This is a genomic window from Aeromicrobium jepli (assembly GCF_047246605.1).
Lineage (GTDB): Bacteria > Actinomycetota > Actinomycetes > Propionibacteriales > Nocardioidaceae > Aeromicrobium.
Map to the genome: position 1 here is coordinate 141,034 of NZ_JBFOKO010000004.1, position 14,627 is coordinate 155,660.

Here is a 14,627-nt window from a genome sequence, read left to right on the forward strand (position 1 = left end):
GTCAGAGACCGGCAGCCGCGCGCAGCGCGTCGGCGCGGTCGGTGCTCTCCCACGGCAGGCCCGGGCGGCCGAAGTGGCCGTAGGCGGCCGTCTCGGCGTAGATCGGGCGCAGCAGGTCGAGGTCGCGCACGATCGCGGCGGGGCGCAGGTCGAAGACCTCGAGCACGGCGTCGCGGATCGTGTCGACGGGGACGACCTCGGTGCCGAACGTGTCGACGTAGAAGCCGACCGGGCGGGCCACGCCGATCGCGTACGCGACCTGGACCTCGGCCTTGCGGGCCAGGCCCGCGGCGACGATGTTCTTGGCGACCCAGCGCATCGCGTACGCGGCGGAGCGGTCGACCTTGCTCGGGTCCTTGCCGCTGAACGCGCCGCCGCCGTGACGGGCGTAGCCGCCGTACGTGTCGACGATGATCTTGCGGCCGGTCAGGCCGGCGTCGCCCATGGGGCCGCCGATGACGAACTTGCCGGTCGGGTTGATGTGCGACTTGTAGTTCGACGAGTCGATGTCGTACTGGCTCAGGACCTCGTCGATGACGTGCTTCTTGAGGTCGGCCGGCAGCTGGGTCTCGAGGTCGACGCCCTCCTCGTGCTGCGTGGAGATGACGATGGCCTCGACGCGCACCGGCTTGTCCTGGTCGTCGTACTCGATGGTGACCTGGGTCTTGCCGTCGGGACGCAGGTACGGCAGCGTGCCGTCCTTGCGGACGCGGGTCAGCTGCTCGGACAGGCGGTGCGCGATCGTGATCGGCAGCGGCATGAGCTCGGGCGTCTCGTCGCACGCGAAGCCGAACATGAGGCCCTGGTCGCCGGCGCCCTGCAGGTCGAGCGGGTCGGTGGCGCCGCCGAGGCGGGCCTCCTCGGCCGTGTCGACGCCCTGGGCGATGTCGGGCGACTGCGCGTCGAGGGTGACCTGGACGGCGCAGGACTCGCCGTCGAAGCCCTTCGTGGAGGAGTCGTAGCCGATCTCGAGGACGCGGTCGCGCGCGATGCGGGCGATGTCGGCGTAGGCCTCGGTGGTGACCTCGCCGCCGACCAGCACGAGGCCGGTGGTCACGAAGGTCTCCGCGGCGACACGGCTCTTCGGGTCCTGCGCGAGCAGGGCGTCGAGAATGCTGTCGCTGATCTGGTCGGCGATCTTGTCCGGGTGACCCTCGGTCACGGACTCGGACGTGAAGAGTCGGCTCACGGCTACCTCTCTGATGGGGGATCGTGCGACGCGTCGTGCGTCGTCTTGACTGTAGTGGGGCGGATGCGGGTCGGCCCGCTCATTCCATGCGTTGGACGAGCACGTCCCAGATGGCATGGGCGATCTCGCCCTTGTCGGCGCGGGCGACGGGCACCTCGGCGCCGTCGGCCGTCAGAATCGTGACCTCGTTGTCGGGCTGGCCGAAGACGCGCTCGGAGCCGACGTCGTTGACCACGAGGACGTCGCAGCCCTTGCGGCCCAGCTTGGCGCGGCCGTGGTCGAGGACCGAGCCGTTCGCGTCGCCGGTCTCGGCGGCGAACCCGGCCACGAGCGGCACGCGGCCGGCGCGGCTGCGCACGAGCTCGACGAGGATGTCGGGGTTCTGGACCAGCTCGATGCCCGGAGCGCCGCCGTCCTCGGCCTTCTTGATCTTCGACTCCGCGTAGGCGGCGGGGCGGAAGTCGGCCGGCGCGGCGGCCATGACGACCGCGTCCGCTGTGGGGGCGGCCTTGAGCATCGCGTCGCGCAGCTCGGCCGTGGTGGTGACGCGCACGACCTCGGCGCCGGCGGGCATGTCGATCGAGACGTTCGCGGCGACGAGCGTCACGGAGGCGCCCCGCGCGAGCGCGGCCTCGGCCAGCGCGATGCCCTGGCGGCCGGACGAGCGGTTGCCCAGGAAGCGGACCGGGTCGAGGAACTCGCGCGTGCCGCCGGCGGAGATGGCCACATGGCGGCCGGCGAGGTCGCGGGGGCGACCGGCCAGCGCCTGCAGCGCGATCCGGTGGATCGCCTCGGGCTCGGGCAGGCGGCCGGGGCCGGTGTCGGAGCCCGTGAGCCGGCCGGAGTCGGGCTCGATGACCAGGACGCCGCGCTCGCGCAGCGTCGCGACGTTGGCGACGGTGGCGGGGTGCTCCCACATCTCGGTGTGCATCGCGGGCGCCATCACGACGGGACAGCGCGCCGTCAGCAGCGTGTTGGTCAGCAGGTCGTCGGCCAGGCCGTGCGCCGCGCGCGCCAGCGTGTTGGCCGTGGCGGGCGCGACGACGACGAGGTCGGCGGTCTTGCCCAGCATGACGTGCGGGACGTGCTCGACGTTGTCGAAGACGCCGGTCTGGACGGGGTGCCCCGAGAGGGCCTCCCACGTCGCGGCGCCGACGAACTCGAGCGCGGACTCGGTGGGCACGACCTGGACGTCGTGCCCTCCCTCGGTGAACAGCCGCAGCAGCAGCGCCGCCTTGTACGCGGCGACGCCGCCGGTGACGCCGAGGACGATGCGGCTCATCGCGGCAGGCTCAGGCCTCGTCGGTGGCCGGCGCGGCGTCGGGATCGATGTCCTCGGCCGTCAGCAGCTCGGCGTTGATCTCGCGCAGCGCGATCGACAGCGGCTTCTCCTGGACCTCGGTCTCGAGCAGCGGGCCGACGTACTCGAGCAAGCCCTCGCCCAGCTGCGAGTAGTACGCGTTGATCTGGCGGGCGCGCTTGGCGCTGTACAGGACCAGCTTGTACTTGGAGTCCGCCTTCTCGAGCAGATCGTCGATCGGCGGGTTGGTGATGCCTTCGGCAACGGATCGCGTCGTGGACACTCAGAATCTCCAGAAGATCGGTGGATTACCCGGCAGGGTCGGCCGCCGGGCCGTATCTGAACAAGTCTACCAACTCGCGCCCGGCTTCCTCGACCTCGGTGTTGACGATCGTGGCGTCGAACTCCTCCACGGCCGCCAGCTCCTCGCGGGCCGTGGCGAGGCGGCGCTCGCGCTCGGCCTCGCTCTCGGTGCCGCGGCCGACGAGGCGCCGCACGAGCTCGTCCCAGCTGGGCGGGGCGAGGAACACCAGGAACGCCTCGGGCAGGTGGCGGCGCACCTGGCGCGCGCCCTGCAGGTCGATCTCGAGCAGGACGGACTCGCCCTGCGCGAGCCTCTCCTCGACGGCGGCGCGCGGCGTGCCGTAGCGGTTCACGCCGTGGACCGTGGCCCACTCCAGCAGCCCGTCGGTGGCGATGAGCCGGTCGAACTCCTCGGGGCTGACGAAGTGGTAGTGCTTGCCGTCGACCTCGCCCGGCCGCGGCGGGCGCGTCGTCGCCGAGACCGACATGTAGATCTCGGGGTGGTGCTCACGGACCCAGGCCGCGACCGTGCCCTTGCCGACCGCGGTGGGGCCGGCCAGCACGATGAGCCGGCCGCGCTCAGCCACGGCGCGAGATCTCGGCGATCAGGCCCTTGGCCTGGTTGCTGCCCAGGCCGCGCAGGCGGCGGCTCTCGGCGATGTTGAGGTCGGCCATGATCTGCTGGGCCGTCAGCTTGCCGATGCCGGGGATGCTCTGGAGCAGGTCCATCACCTTGATCTTCGCGATCGCCTCGTTGCGCTTGGCCTCGGCGAGCACCTCCGCCACGCTGGCGCCGGAGTGCCGCAGGCGGTTCTTCACCTCGGCGCGCACCTGGCGGGCGGCGGCCGCCTTCGCGAGGGCCTCGCGTCGCTGTTCGTCGGTCAGTTCGGGCAGAGCCACAGGTCAGTTCCTCACTCGTCGGACAGGTCGGTGCCGCACTCGTCGTGCATGTGCTGGGCCAGCTCCTTGCGTTGGCTGGCCGTGTCGTTGAACGCCTCGTTGGCGGCCTGGATGCGCTCGAGGTCCTCCCGCGAGAGCGCGTTGACCTTCTCCTCGTCCTTCATGTCCTGGATGCGGATGTCGGCCTTGCGGTGGGCGGCCACGACCGCGCGGGTCGCCTTCGCGACCGCCTGCCACTGCTCCTTGACGTCCGCCGGAGCGGTCTTGGCGACGTCGCGCGTGACGTCGGCGTAGTCGGCGTAGGCGGCGCTGGTCTGGCGGCCGAAGGACTTCAGCACGTCCTCCCCGTCGCCCACGGCGTCGCAGTACGGGCCCCCACCCGAGCACCCCGTGAGCAGGCCGAGACCGAGGACCACGGAGGGCAGCCAGGTGGAGCGTCGCACCCCGACAGGCTACCGGCGACGGCCCGCGCTCCCGTGCTCACGGGGCCGCGTGTATCAGGCAGAACCCTTCCCGCTCCCGGTCGATGTGAGCAGAATGACAACCGTGACCACCGAGAAGTCACGAGAGTCCGCGGCCGACGACGGCCCCTGGGTCCGCTCCGGCGAGGCGTTCGCCCGCTGGCGCGGCGGGGACCGTGGCGCGATCGACGACCTCGTGCGAGAGATGACCCCCGTCCTGTGGCACGTCGTGCGCGCCTACCGGCTGGAGGAGGACGTCTGCGAGGACGTCATCCAGTTCACGTGGCTGACCCTCGTGCGCAAGGCCGACTCCGTCGAGAACCCGCGCGCCGTCGCGTCGTGGCTCATCATCACGGCCCGCCGCCAGGCGTGGCGCGTGGCGTCGCGCAACCGGCGCGAGGACGTCACCGACGACGAGGTGCTCGCCCCGATCCTGCCGTCGTCGCGGGCCGCCGAGTCCGAGGCCCTCGAGGCGGACGAGAGCCACCGCCTGTGGGCCGCCGTCGCCCGCCTCAACGAGCGCTGCCAGCGACTGCTGCGCGTCATCGCGTTCGACGACAAGCCCGACTACAAGCACATCTCCGACGACCTCGGGATGCCCGTCGGCAGCATCGGCCCCACCCGGCGCCGGTGCCTCGAGAAGCTCAAGTCCGTCATCAGCGGCGAGGAGGCCACGTCATGACCGAGCGCGATCCCGTCTTCGACGACCTGAAGGCCATGTACGAGGTCCTCGACCCGCCGCCGCCGCACCTGGTCGACGCCATGATCGCGGCCGTCGCTGCCGAGGACCTCGACGCCGACTACGAGCTGCTGACGCTCGTCAGCCGGCAGACCGAGCTGGCGGGCACGCGCGGCGCTGCCCCGCTCACGATCGAGTTCAGCTACGAGGACGTCACGGTCCTGCTCCGCGTCGTGGACGGGAGCGAGGGCGTCCGCCGCCTCGACGGCTGGATCACGCCCGCGGCCGACGGCACCGTCCGCGTCGTCCGCGACGGGCGTGAGCTCACCACCGACCTGGCCGCCGGGCGGTTCGAGATCGCCGAGGTCCCGTCGGGACTCGTGCGCATCTGGTTCGACATCGACGGCCGCGACGAGCTCGCCACCCCCACCTTCGAGATCTGAGGACCCCATGGCCCCTGAGGAGAACGACGGCGCGCGCGCCGTCCCCCGCCTGGAGACGTTCGACGAGTGGACCCGGCACCGATCGGTCGCCGAGGAGCAGGGCCGCCTGCTCAGCGGCGACTCCGGCGCCCACGTCGACGGCGTGCGCGCGAACGCCACGGCTTACCTGAGCACGCGCCTGCTCGTGTCGACCCTGGTCGAGGTCGACCAGGCGATCGACCTGCTGCGTGAGGCGGCGCAGCCCTTCGACTGGACGGTCGAGGAGGACCCGGACTATCCCCGGATCACGCTGGACGAGTCGGACGAGGAGCGCCGCCAGCGCGCCGAGCGGTACCCGTGGGCGACGGGCTCGCTGGGCCTGGCCCGCGTCGTCATCTCGGCGACGCAGGACTCCCCCACCCGGCCGCCGGACGCCTGGACGCTGCTGCAGGCGGCCCGCGCCGGTGACCCGCGCGGCGCCCTGCTGCGCGGCATCGGCCTCGACCACGTCCTGTCGACGGCACCGCTGACCCGTGGGAACCCGCTCACCCGCGGCAACCCCCTGACGCGCGGGAACCCGCTCACCCGCGGCAACCCCCTGACCCGTGGGAACTCCGCGCTGCTCGAGACGTATGCGGACCAGGGCAGCGGCGGCCGTCAGCCGGTCACGTTCGTGGGCCCCGCCCCCGAGCGCCGTCCCGACGATCCGGACGCACCGCGCCGGGCCAGAATCGGCGTCGTCGACACCGGCTGCGGCGAGCACACGTGGTTCGCCACGGGCGTCGTCCAGGGCAGCGGGCTCCCCTCGGGCCCGGCGATCGGGCACGCGGACACGGCCACCGACCCCGAGCGCGTCGGCGACGTCTCGGGACCGCTCGACGGCTCGATCGACGAGGCGTCGGGACACGGCACGTTCATCGTGGGCCTGCTGCGCCAGGGCGCCCCGGACGCCGACGTCCACTGGTGGCGGCTGCTGGACTCCGACGGCACCACGCCCGAGTCCGATCTCGCGACCGTCCTCATGCAGATCGCCCGGCTCGTCCGCCTCGGCGACGAGGACGGCGGCCTCGATCTCGACGTCCTCAACCTCTCGTTCGGGTACTACCACGAGACGCCGGTCGACGAGCTGTTCGACCCGACCCTCTACGAGATCCTCGCGGCGATCGGCCGGACGGGGACGGTCGTCGTGTGCTCGGCAGGCAACGACGCCACGACGCGCCCGCTGTTCCCGGCCGCCTTCGCGCCGTGGGCCGGCGCGGACGACGTGGTGAGGCGCGACCCGCGCAGCACGCCCATCGTCGCGGTCGGCGCGCTGAACCCGAACCTCGTGACCGATGCGCTCTTCTCGAACGCCGGCCCGTGGGTCAGCGCCTACCGGCCCGGCTCGTCGCTCGTGAGCACGATCCCCGCGTTCCAAGGCGGACTCGAGCCCGTGGCGCGTGTCCGCAGTGGCGGCCGCCTGCGCGAGGCGATCGATCCGGACGACTACCGCGGCGGGTTCGCGGTCTGGAGCGGCACGTCCTTCGCCGCCCCCGTCTTCGCGGCGCAGCTCGCGCGGCGCATCGCGGACGGACTCCCCCGCCCGGACGCCGCGCGCCCCGACGCGGGCGACGTCGTCATCCGGAACAGCGAGATCGTGGCGAAGCTGGTGGACGCTCGACCATGATGGGCACATGCTCGCGGCTCAGGAACTGCACCGGCGTGGGCTTGAGCACCTCCACCAGTGGCGGTACGCGTCGGCCCGCCGGGAGCTGCAGCGGGCGCTGACGCGCGACCCGTCCGACGAGCTGCGGGCGCGGATCCTGGTGAGCCTGGCGCTCGCCGTGGCCGAGCTGGGCGAGCCGGACGCCGGCCTCGATCTGTGCGCACAGGCGCATGCCCTGCCGATCACGTCCCGGGACATCTCGGCGCTGATCACGACCCAGGAGGCGGCCCTGCACCAGCGCCGCGGCGAGTACGAGACGGCGCTGGAGCTCTACGAGCGGTCGATCGACGACCTTTCGCCCGGCTCGATCGAGCAGGCCAACGGGCTGAACGACCTCGGCGTGCTGCGCCTGCGGCTGGGCGACTTCGTCGCGGCGGACGTCGACCTGGCCCGCGCGGCCGAGGCGTTCGACCGGCTCGGCGACCCCGTCGGTCGCGCCACCGCGATGCACAACCGCGGGTACGCGGCGATGCGGCGGTGGGACCTGGCCGCCGCCCTCGAGCTCATGGAGTCGGCGCGCCCCGTGCTCGCGCGAGGATCCCAGGTGGCCCTCGCACTCGTGGACCAGGACCGCGCCGAGGCCCTGCTCAACGCCGGGATGGCAAGCGACGCCATCGCGCTGCTGCGGTCGAGCGCCGCGACGCTCGGCCGTCACCGGCACCACCAGATGCGCGCCGAGTGCGAGTTCGTCGCCGCTCGCGCGCTGCTGGCGACCGACCCGCACCAAGCCCGGCGGCTCGCGCGGCGCACGGCGCAGCGACTGCGGCGGATCGGCAGCGAGTCCTGGGCGCTGCGTACGGAGGTGATCGAGGCGGTCGCCGAGATCCGCACCGGCACGGCGAGCCCGGCCTGGCTCGAGTGGACGGACCGGCTCGCCGCCGCCCTGCGCGGGCGCCTGCTCGAGCACGAGGCCCAGCTGCTGGACCTCAACGCGGCGCGGGCGGCCACGCGGATCGGGCGCCTGGACGACGCCGAGCGGCGCCTCGACCGCGGCCACACCACCGAGACCGATTCGCTCACCGAGAGGCTGCTGGAGAGGGCGGCTCTCGCGGACCTCGCGGCGGCCCGGGGTGAGCGCGTCGCCGCGCTGGGCCACCTGCGCACGGGCCTCGACCTGCTCCACGACTGGCAGTCGTCGTTCGGCAGCCTCGACATGATGTCGTCGGTCGTCGGGCACGGGCGCGGCCTCGCGACGACCGGCATCCAGCTCGCGCTCGCGGATGGGTCGCCGGATCTCGTCTTCGAGTGGTCCGAGCGCACCCGCGCGCTCACCACCCGCGTCGTTCCCGTGAGACCGCCGCAGGATCCCGGCACGGCCGCGGACCTGATCGAGATCCGCTCGCTGACGGTCACCGAGCCGGAGGCCGGGACGCCGGAGGCGGCGCGCCTCGCCACCCTGCGCGACCGTGTGCGCCATCGCTCGTGGCTGGACGCAGGCTCCGGCGAGGTGGGCGCCATCGCGGACGTCGACACGGTCGCCCGTGCCCTCGGCGAGGAGGCGGCGCTCGTGAGCTTCCTGTGGGACGGCGCCGACCGTCTGGAAGCCCTCGTCGTGACCGACGAGACGCGGCGTGTGATCGACCTCGGGCCCTCGGCGCCCATCACCGGCCTGCTCGAGGGGCTGCGTGCCGACCTGGACGTCACCGCGAGCCGGCTCGGGCCGGCGCTCGCCCGCGTCGTGCACGAAGGCCTGCAGCGGCGACTGGACGCGGTCGCCGAGGTGCTGGTCGCGCCGCTGCTGGACGAGCTCGGCTCACGGCACGTGGTGCTCACCCAGGCCGGGATCCTGGCGGGAATCCCGTGGTCGATGCTGCCGGGGCTCGTCGGGCGGCCGCTGACCGTGGCCCCCACGGCGACCCGGTGGCTCACGGCGCGTGGACTGGCTCCGGTACGCGCCGTAGGCCTCGTCGCGGGGCCGGGCGTGCCGCGGGCCGTCGAGGAGGTGCGCCAGGCGGCGTCCGGCTGGGACAGCGCCTCCTGCCTCACCGACGGCGACGCCACCGTGGGCGCGGCCCTCGCGCTCGGCTCGGAGGTCGACCTGCTGCACCTGTCCGCCCATGGGCGCCACGCCGTGGAGAACCCGCTGTTCTCCGCGGTGCTGCTGGCCGACGGCCCCCTGTTCGGCTACGACCTCGACCGGATCTCGCGCGTGCCGCAGACCGTGATCCTCTCCGCGTGCGAGGTCGGCCGCTCCACCCAACGCTGGGCCGAGGAGTCGCTCGGGATGGTCAACGCCTGGCTGCACGCCGGCGCGCGCTGCGTCATCGCGTCCCCGGCGGCCGTCGCCGACGACGAGGCCTGCGAGGTGCTCCAGGACGTCCACCGGCTCATGGCCGCCGGCTCTCCCCCGGGCGTCGCTCTGGCCGAGGCCACGGCCGACCGACCGACGTCGTTCGTGTGCTTCGGCGCAGGCTGGTGAGCGTCAGAGCAGGGACAGCGAGTCGTTGACCGCGGCGGCCGCGGCGCGCAGCGACGTCACGTCGGGGCCCTTGTCGAGGACGTCGCGCGAGGTGCTCGGGACGAGGAAGTCCGTCACCGTGCCGAACAGCCGGCGCAGGTCGTCGACCGTGCCGCCCTGGGCGCCGAACCCGGGCACCAGGAGCGGACCGTTGATCTCGAGGCGCTGCGTGTCGAGGTGCGGCACGGTGGCGCCGACGACGGCACCGAACGGCCCCATCGGCGAGGCACCCTCGTTGGCTCGGGCGAGCTCGGTCAGGATCTCGTCGCCGATCGACATGCCCGACGAGGCCGTCGAGGACTGCAGGTGCACCGCCTCGGGGTTCGAGGTGAACGCCAGCACGAAGACGCCCGCGTCGTTGTGCTCGGCCGCCGCGAAGAACGGCGCCAGCGAGCCGAAGCCCAGGTACGGGCTCACGGTGATCGCGTCCGCCGCCATCGGCGCGTCGTCGTCGAGGTAGGCGTCGGCGTAGGCCTGCGCCGTCGACCCGATGTCGCCGCGCTTGACGTCGAGGATCGTCAGCGAGCCGGTGTGCCGCAGGTCCTGCAGCGTGCGCTCGAGGATCGCGACGCCGGCCGCGCCGAAGCGCTCGAAGAACGCCGACTGCGGCTTGACGAACGCCACCTTGCCGGCGAACGCCTCGACGCACGTGGCGGCGAAGCGGTCGAGGCCGTCGATCGAGTCCTCGAGCCCCCACCGCTCCAGCAGGTGCGGGTGGGGGTCGATGCCGACGCACAGCGGACCGTACGCCTGCATCGCCACCGAGGCGCGGCTCCCGAAGCTCACCGGACCTCGTCCGCCCAGGACTGCAGGGCGCGCACGCCGATGCTGCCGGCGATCTCGGCCTCGATGCCCTGCACGGCCGCCGCGAGCGCCTGCACCGTGGTGAGGCAGGGGATGCCCTCGCCCACCGCCGCGGTGCGGATCTCGTAGCCGTCGACGCGCGCGTTGACGCCGCTCGACAGGCCGTGCGGGGTGTTGACGATCAGCTGGACGTCGCGCTCGTGGATCTTGTCCACGACCGTGCTGCCCTCGCCGCCCTCCTCGTGGAGCTTGCGCAGGACCGTCGCCTTGACGCCGTTGCGCTGCAGGACGTCGGCCGTGCCGCTCGTGGCGAGGATCTCGAAGCCGAGGTCCGCCAGGCGCTTGATCGGGAAGATCATGTGGCGCTTGTCGCGGTTGGCGACCGACACGAAGACCTTGCCCGAGGTCGGCAGGCCGTTCTGCGGGCCCGACGCGGACTGGCTCTTGGCGAACGCCGAGCCGAACGTGGCGTCGATGCCCATGACCTCGCCCGTGGAGCGCATCTCGGGACCGAGCAGCGTGTCGACATAGCGACCGTCGTAGGTCCGGAAGCGGCTGAACGGCATGACCGCCTCCTTGACCGCGATGGGCGCGGTGGCCGGCAGGCGGCCTCCGTCGCCCTCGGCGGGCAGGACGCCGGCGGCGCGCAGCTCGGCGATGGACTCGCCGAGCATGAGCCGGGCGGCGGCCTTGGCCAGCGGCGTCGCCGTGGCCTTGGACACGAACGGCACCGTGCGCGACGCGCGCGGGTTGGCCTCGAGCACGTAGACCGTGTCCGAGCTCAGCGCGAACTGGATGTTGATGAGGCCGTGGACGCCGACGCCGCGGGCGATCGCCTCGGTGGAGGCGCGGATCTTCTCGATCTCGAGGTTGCCCAGGGTGATGGGCGGCAGCGCGCAGGCGGAGTCGCCCGAGTGCACGCCGGCCTCCTCGATGTGCTCCATCACGCCGCCGAGGAAGAGCTCCTCGCCGTCGAACAGGGCGTCGACGTCGATCTCGACCGCGTCGTCGAGGAAGCGGTCGACCAGCACGGGCCGGTCGGGCGAGATCTCGGTGGCGTTCTCGATGTAGGTCGAGAGCGACTCCTCGTCGTAGACGATCTCCATGCCACGGCCGCCGAGGACGTACGACGGGCGCACGAGCACGGGGTACCCGATCTCGTCGGCGATGCGCTTGGCGCCCTCGAACGTGGTGGCCGTGCCGTGCTTCGGCGCGGGCAGGCCGGCCTCGGCCAGGACGCGGCCGAAGGCGCCGCGCTCCTCGGCGAGGTCGATCGCCTCGGGCTGGGTGCCGACGATCGGCACGCCAGCGGCCTTGAGGCCCGCGGCCAGGCCGAGCGGCGTCTGGCCGCCGAGCTGGACGACGACGCCCGCGACGGGACCGGCGGCCTGCTCGGCGTGGACGACCTCGAGGACGTCCTCGAGCGTCAGCGGCTCGAAGTACAGGCGGTCGCTGGTGTCGTAGTCGGTCGAGACCGTCTCGGGGTTGCAGTTGACCATGACGGTCTCGTAGCCGGCCTCGGACAGCGCGAGCGACGCGTGCACGCACGAGTAGTCGAACTCGATGCCCTGGCCGATCCGGTTGGGGCCCGAGCCGAGGATGATGACGGCCTCGCGCTCGCGCGGCTCGACCTCGGTCTCCTCGTCGTAGGACGAGTAGTGGTACGGCGTCTTGGCCGAGAACTCCGCGGCGCACGTGTCGACCGTCTTGTAGACCGGGCGAACCCCGAGCGCGTGGCGGACGCCGCGGACGACGTCCTCGGACAGCCCGCGGATACGGCCGATCTGCGCGTCGCTGAAGCCGTGGCGCTTGGCGTGCTGGAGCAGCTCGGGCGTGAGGCGCTCGGCCTCGGTCAGCTCGGCCGCGACCTCGTTGAGCAGCGCGAGCTGGTCCACGAACCACGGGTCGATGCTGGTGGCGGCGAAGACCTCCTCGGGAGTGGCACCGGCGCGCAGGGCGTCCATGACCAGCTTGAGGCGGCCGTCGTGCGGCGTGGCGGCCCGCTGCAGCAGGTCGTCCTTGTCGAGGTCGACCCACTCGCGCTCCCACGAGAACACCGCGCCGGGGCGCTCGAGCGAGCGCAGCGCCTTCTGCAGGGCCTCGGTGAAGTTGCGGCCGATCGCCATGGCCTCGCCGACGGACTTCATGTGCGTCGTCAGCGTGGGGTCGGCGGCCGGGAACTTCTCGAACGCGAAGCGCGGGACCTTGACGACGACGTAGTCGAGCGTCGGCTCGAAGCTGGCCGGCGTCTCCTTCGTGATGTCGTTGGGGATCTCGTCGAGCGTGTAGCCGATGGCGACCTTGGCGGCGATCTTGGCGATCGGGAAGCCGGTGGCCTTCGAGGCCAGCGCCGACGAGCGCGAGACGCGCGGGTTCATCTCGATGACGACGATGCGGCCGTTCTCGGGGTTGACCGAGAACTGGATGTTGCAGCCGCCGGTGTCGACGCCGACCTCGCGGATGACGCCGATCGCGATGTCCCGCAGGCGCTGGTACTCGACGTCCGTCAGCGTCATGGCGGGCGCGACGGTGATCGAGTCGCCCGTGTGGACGCCCATGGGGTCGAGGTTCTCGATCGAGCACACGATCACGACGTTGTCGGCCGTGTCGCGCATGACCTCGAGCTCGTACTCCTTCCAGCCGAGGATCGACTCCTCCAGGAGGACCTCGGTGGTGGGGCTCAGCGCCAGGCCGGTGCCGGCAATGCGCAGCAGGTCGTCGTGGTCGTACGCCAGGCCCGAGCCCGCGCCGCCCATCGTGAAGGAGGGACGCACGACGACCGGGTAGCCGCCGAGCTCCTCGACGCCGGCCTCGCACTCGGCCATCGTGTGGCAGATGACCGAGCGGGCCACCTCGGCGCCCCACTCCTTCGGCAGGCCCTCGACGATGCGCTTGAAGGACTCGCGGTTCTCGCCCTTCTCGATCGCGTCGATGGACGCGCCGATGAGCTCCACGCCGTACTTCTCGAGCACGCCGGACTTGTCCAGCGCGATCGCGGTGTTGAGGGCCGTCTGGCCGCCGAGGGTGGCCAGCAGGGCGTCGGGACGCTCCGCGGCGATGACCTTCTCGACGTACTCGGGCGTGATGGGCTCGACGTACGTGGCGTCGGCGAACTCGGGGTCCGTCATGATCGTGGCCGGGTTCGAGTTCACCAGGATGACCCGCAGGCCCTCCTCGCGCAGCACGCGGCAGGCCTGGGTGCCCGAGTAGTCGAACTCGGCGGCCTGGCCGATGACGATCGGGCCGGAGCCGATGACCAGGACGGATTCGATGTCAGTGCGCTTCGGCACCAGTGGCCTCCTTGGTGTTCGCCATCAGGTCGACGAAACGGTCGAAGAGGTAGCCGGCGTCGTGCGGACCGGCGGCGGCCTCGGGGTGGTACTGGACGCTGAAGCCGGGGCGCTCCAGCAGGGCGATGCCCTCGACGACGTCGTCGTTGAGGCCCACGTGCGTGACCCGCGCGGGGCCGAAGGGGGTCTCGAAGTCCTCGTCGATGGGCGCGTCCACGGCGAAGCCGTGGTTGTGCGCGGTGATCTCGACCTTGCCGGTCGTGCGGTCCTGGACCGGCTGGTTCACGCCGCGGTGGCCGTACTTGAGCTTGTAGGTGCCCCGGCCGAGCGCGCGGCCGAAGATCTGGTTGCCCAGGCAGATGCCGAAGTACGGGGTGCCGCGGTGGAGGACGCCCTGGACGACCTCGACCTGGTGGTCGGCCGTCGCCGGGTCGCCGGGGCCGTTCGACATGAAGACGCCGTCGGGCTGGACCTCGAGGACCTCCTCGAGCGACGCCGTGGCGGGCAGGACGTGCACCTCGATGCCGCGCTTGGCCATGAGCTTGGGGGTCATGCCCTTGATGCCCAGGTCCAGCGCGACGACGGTGTACTTCTTCTCGCCCTCGGCCGGGACGACGTACGCCTCGTCGGCGGTGACGTCGGCGAGGTAGTTCGAGCCGGTCATGCTCGGGGCGGCCTTGACCTGCTCGAGCAGCTGCTCGGGGTCGAGGACCTCGGTGCTGATGCCGGCGCGCATGGAGCCGAGCTCGCGCAGGTGGCGGGTCAGCGCACGCGTGTCGACGCCGCTGATGCCGACGACGCCCTGCTCGGCGAGCAGCTCGTCGAGGCTGCGGTTCGAGCGCCAGTTGGAGCGGCGGCGGGCGGGGTCGCGGACGACGTAGCCGTCGACCCACACGCGACCGGACTCGAAGTCCTCGTCGTTGGCGCCCGTGTTGCCGATGTGCGGCGACGTCATGACGACGATCTGGCCGCGGTACGACGGATCGGTGAGCGTCTCCTGGTAGCCGGTCATGCCCGTGTTGAACACGATCTCGGCGATCGTGGTGCCGGTCGCCCCGTAGGAGCGGCCGCGGAACGTGCGCCCGTCCTCGAGGACCAAGATGGCGTCAGTCACTG

The 14,627-nt window shown here is 72.3% G+C and carries 13 protein-coding genes; 4 read left to right on the forward strand and 9 right to left on the reverse strand.

Features of this window, described 5'->3' with window-relative positions; genetic code table 11:
* Position 1: 1 nt before the first annotated feature.
* The 6 genes from metK to AB3M81_RS09865 form a co-directional block, all read right to left on the reverse strand.
* The gene (gene metK / locus AB3M81_RS09840) at positions 2 to 1,189 is read right to left on the reverse strand and encodes a methionine adenosyltransferase (RefSeq protein ID WP_412903731.1); all 1,188 of its coding nucleotides are present in this window, start codon (positions 1,187 to 1,189) and stop codon (positions 2 to 4) included.
* A gap of 79 nt (positions 1,190 to 1,268) precedes the next feature.
* Positions 1,269 to 2,471 carry a bifunctional phosphopantothenoylcysteine decarboxylase/phosphopantothenate--cysteine ligase CoaBC gene (gene coaBC / locus AB3M81_RS09845; RefSeq protein ID WP_412903732.1) on the reverse strand — a complete coding sequence of 401 codons (1,203 nt, stop codon included), beginning with the start codon at positions 2,469 to 2,471 and terminating at the stop codon, positions 1,269 to 1,271.
* Between the two features lie 10 nt (positions 2,472 to 2,481).
* Positions 2,482 to 2,772 carry a DNA-directed RNA polymerase subunit omega gene (gene rpoZ, locus AB3M81_RS09850; protein WP_412903733.1) on the reverse strand — a complete coding sequence of 97 codons (291 nt, stop codon included), beginning with the start codon at positions 2,770 to 2,772 and terminating at the stop codon, positions 2,482 to 2,484.
* A gap of 25 nt (positions 2,773 to 2,797) precedes the next feature.
* Positions 2,798 to 3,379, reverse strand: a complete 582-nt coding sequence (gene gmk, locus AB3M81_RS09855) for a guanylate kinase (protein WP_412903734.1) — start codon at positions 3,377 to 3,379, stop codon at positions 2,798 to 2,800.
* Positions 3,372 to 3,692, reverse strand: coding sequence for an integration host factor, actinobacterial type (gene mihF, locus AB3M81_RS09860; protein WP_412903735.1), 321 nt, complete (start codon positions 3,690 to 3,692; stop codon positions 3,372 to 3,374). Before mihF ends, gmk begins: the two co-directional genes overlap by 8 nt.
* An 11-nt stretch (positions 3,693 to 3,703) precedes the next feature.
* Positions 3,704 to 4,135, reverse strand: coding sequence for a hypothetical protein (locus AB3M81_RS09865; protein WP_412903736.1), 432 nt, complete (start codon positions 4,133 to 4,135; stop codon positions 3,704 to 3,706).
* A 103-nt stretch (positions 4,136 to 4,238) separates the two neighbouring features.
* Between AB3M81_RS09865 and AB3M81_RS09870 the strand changes: the two genes are divergently transcribed.
* From AB3M81_RS09870 to AB3M81_RS09885, 4 genes are read left to right on the forward strand one after another with little or no spacing between them, the layout of a single operon-like run.
* A complete protein-coding gene (locus tag AB3M81_RS09870) occupies positions 4,239 to 4,835 on the forward strand; it encodes an RNA polymerase sigma factor (RefSeq protein WP_412903737.1) in 597 nt (198 codons plus the stop codon).
* Entirely contained in the window at positions 4,832 to 5,275 is a 444-nt protein-coding gene (locus AB3M81_RS09875) for a hypothetical protein (RefSeq protein ID WP_412903738.1), read from the forward strand. The genes AB3M81_RS09870 and AB3M81_RS09875 overlap by 4 nt, the downstream gene beginning before the upstream one ends.
* Before the next feature lie 7 nt (positions 5,276 to 5,282).
* Positions 5,283 to 6,920: a S8/S53 family peptidase gene (locus AB3M81_RS09880; RefSeq protein ID WP_412903739.1), complete on the forward strand. Its 1,638-nt coding sequence runs from the start codon at positions 5,283 to 5,285 to the stop codon at positions 6,918 to 6,920.
* A 7-nt stretch (positions 6,921 to 6,927) separates the two neighbouring features.
* Positions 6,928 to 9,378 carry a CHAT domain-containing protein gene (locus AB3M81_RS09885; protein ID WP_412903740.1) on the forward strand — a complete coding sequence of 817 codons (2,451 nt, stop codon included), beginning with the start codon at positions 6,928 to 6,930 and terminating at the stop codon, positions 9,376 to 9,378.
* 3 nt (positions 9,379 to 9,381) lie between these two features.
* On the opposite strand, the gene pyrF is transcribed toward AB3M81_RS09885, so the two are convergent.
* Genes pyrF through carA form a run of 3 tightly spaced genes read right to left on the reverse strand, consistent with a single transcriptional unit; the run spans position 9,382 to position 14,625 of the window.
* Entirely contained in the window at positions 9,382 to 10,203 is an 822-nt protein-coding gene (pyrF, locus tag AB3M81_RS09890; RefSeq protein ID WP_412903741.1) for an orotidine-5'-phosphate decarboxylase, read from the reverse strand.
* Positions 10,200 to 13,511 carry a carbamoyl-phosphate synthase large subunit gene (gene carB / locus AB3M81_RS09895; RefSeq protein WP_412903742.1) on the reverse strand — a complete coding sequence of 1,104 codons (3,312 nt, stop codon included), beginning with the start codon at positions 13,509 to 13,511 and terminating at the stop codon, positions 10,200 to 10,202. The genes pyrF and carB overlap by 4 nt, the downstream gene beginning before the upstream one ends.
* Positions 13,495 to 14,625 carry a glutamine-hydrolyzing carbamoyl-phosphate synthase small subunit gene (carA, locus tag AB3M81_RS09900; RefSeq protein WP_412903743.1) on the reverse strand — a complete coding sequence of 377 codons (1,131 nt, stop codon included), beginning with the start codon at positions 14,623 to 14,625 and terminating at the stop codon, positions 13,495 to 13,497. The genes carB and carA overlap by 17 nt, the downstream gene beginning before the upstream one ends.
* Positions 14,626 to 14,627 lie beyond the last annotated feature (2 nt).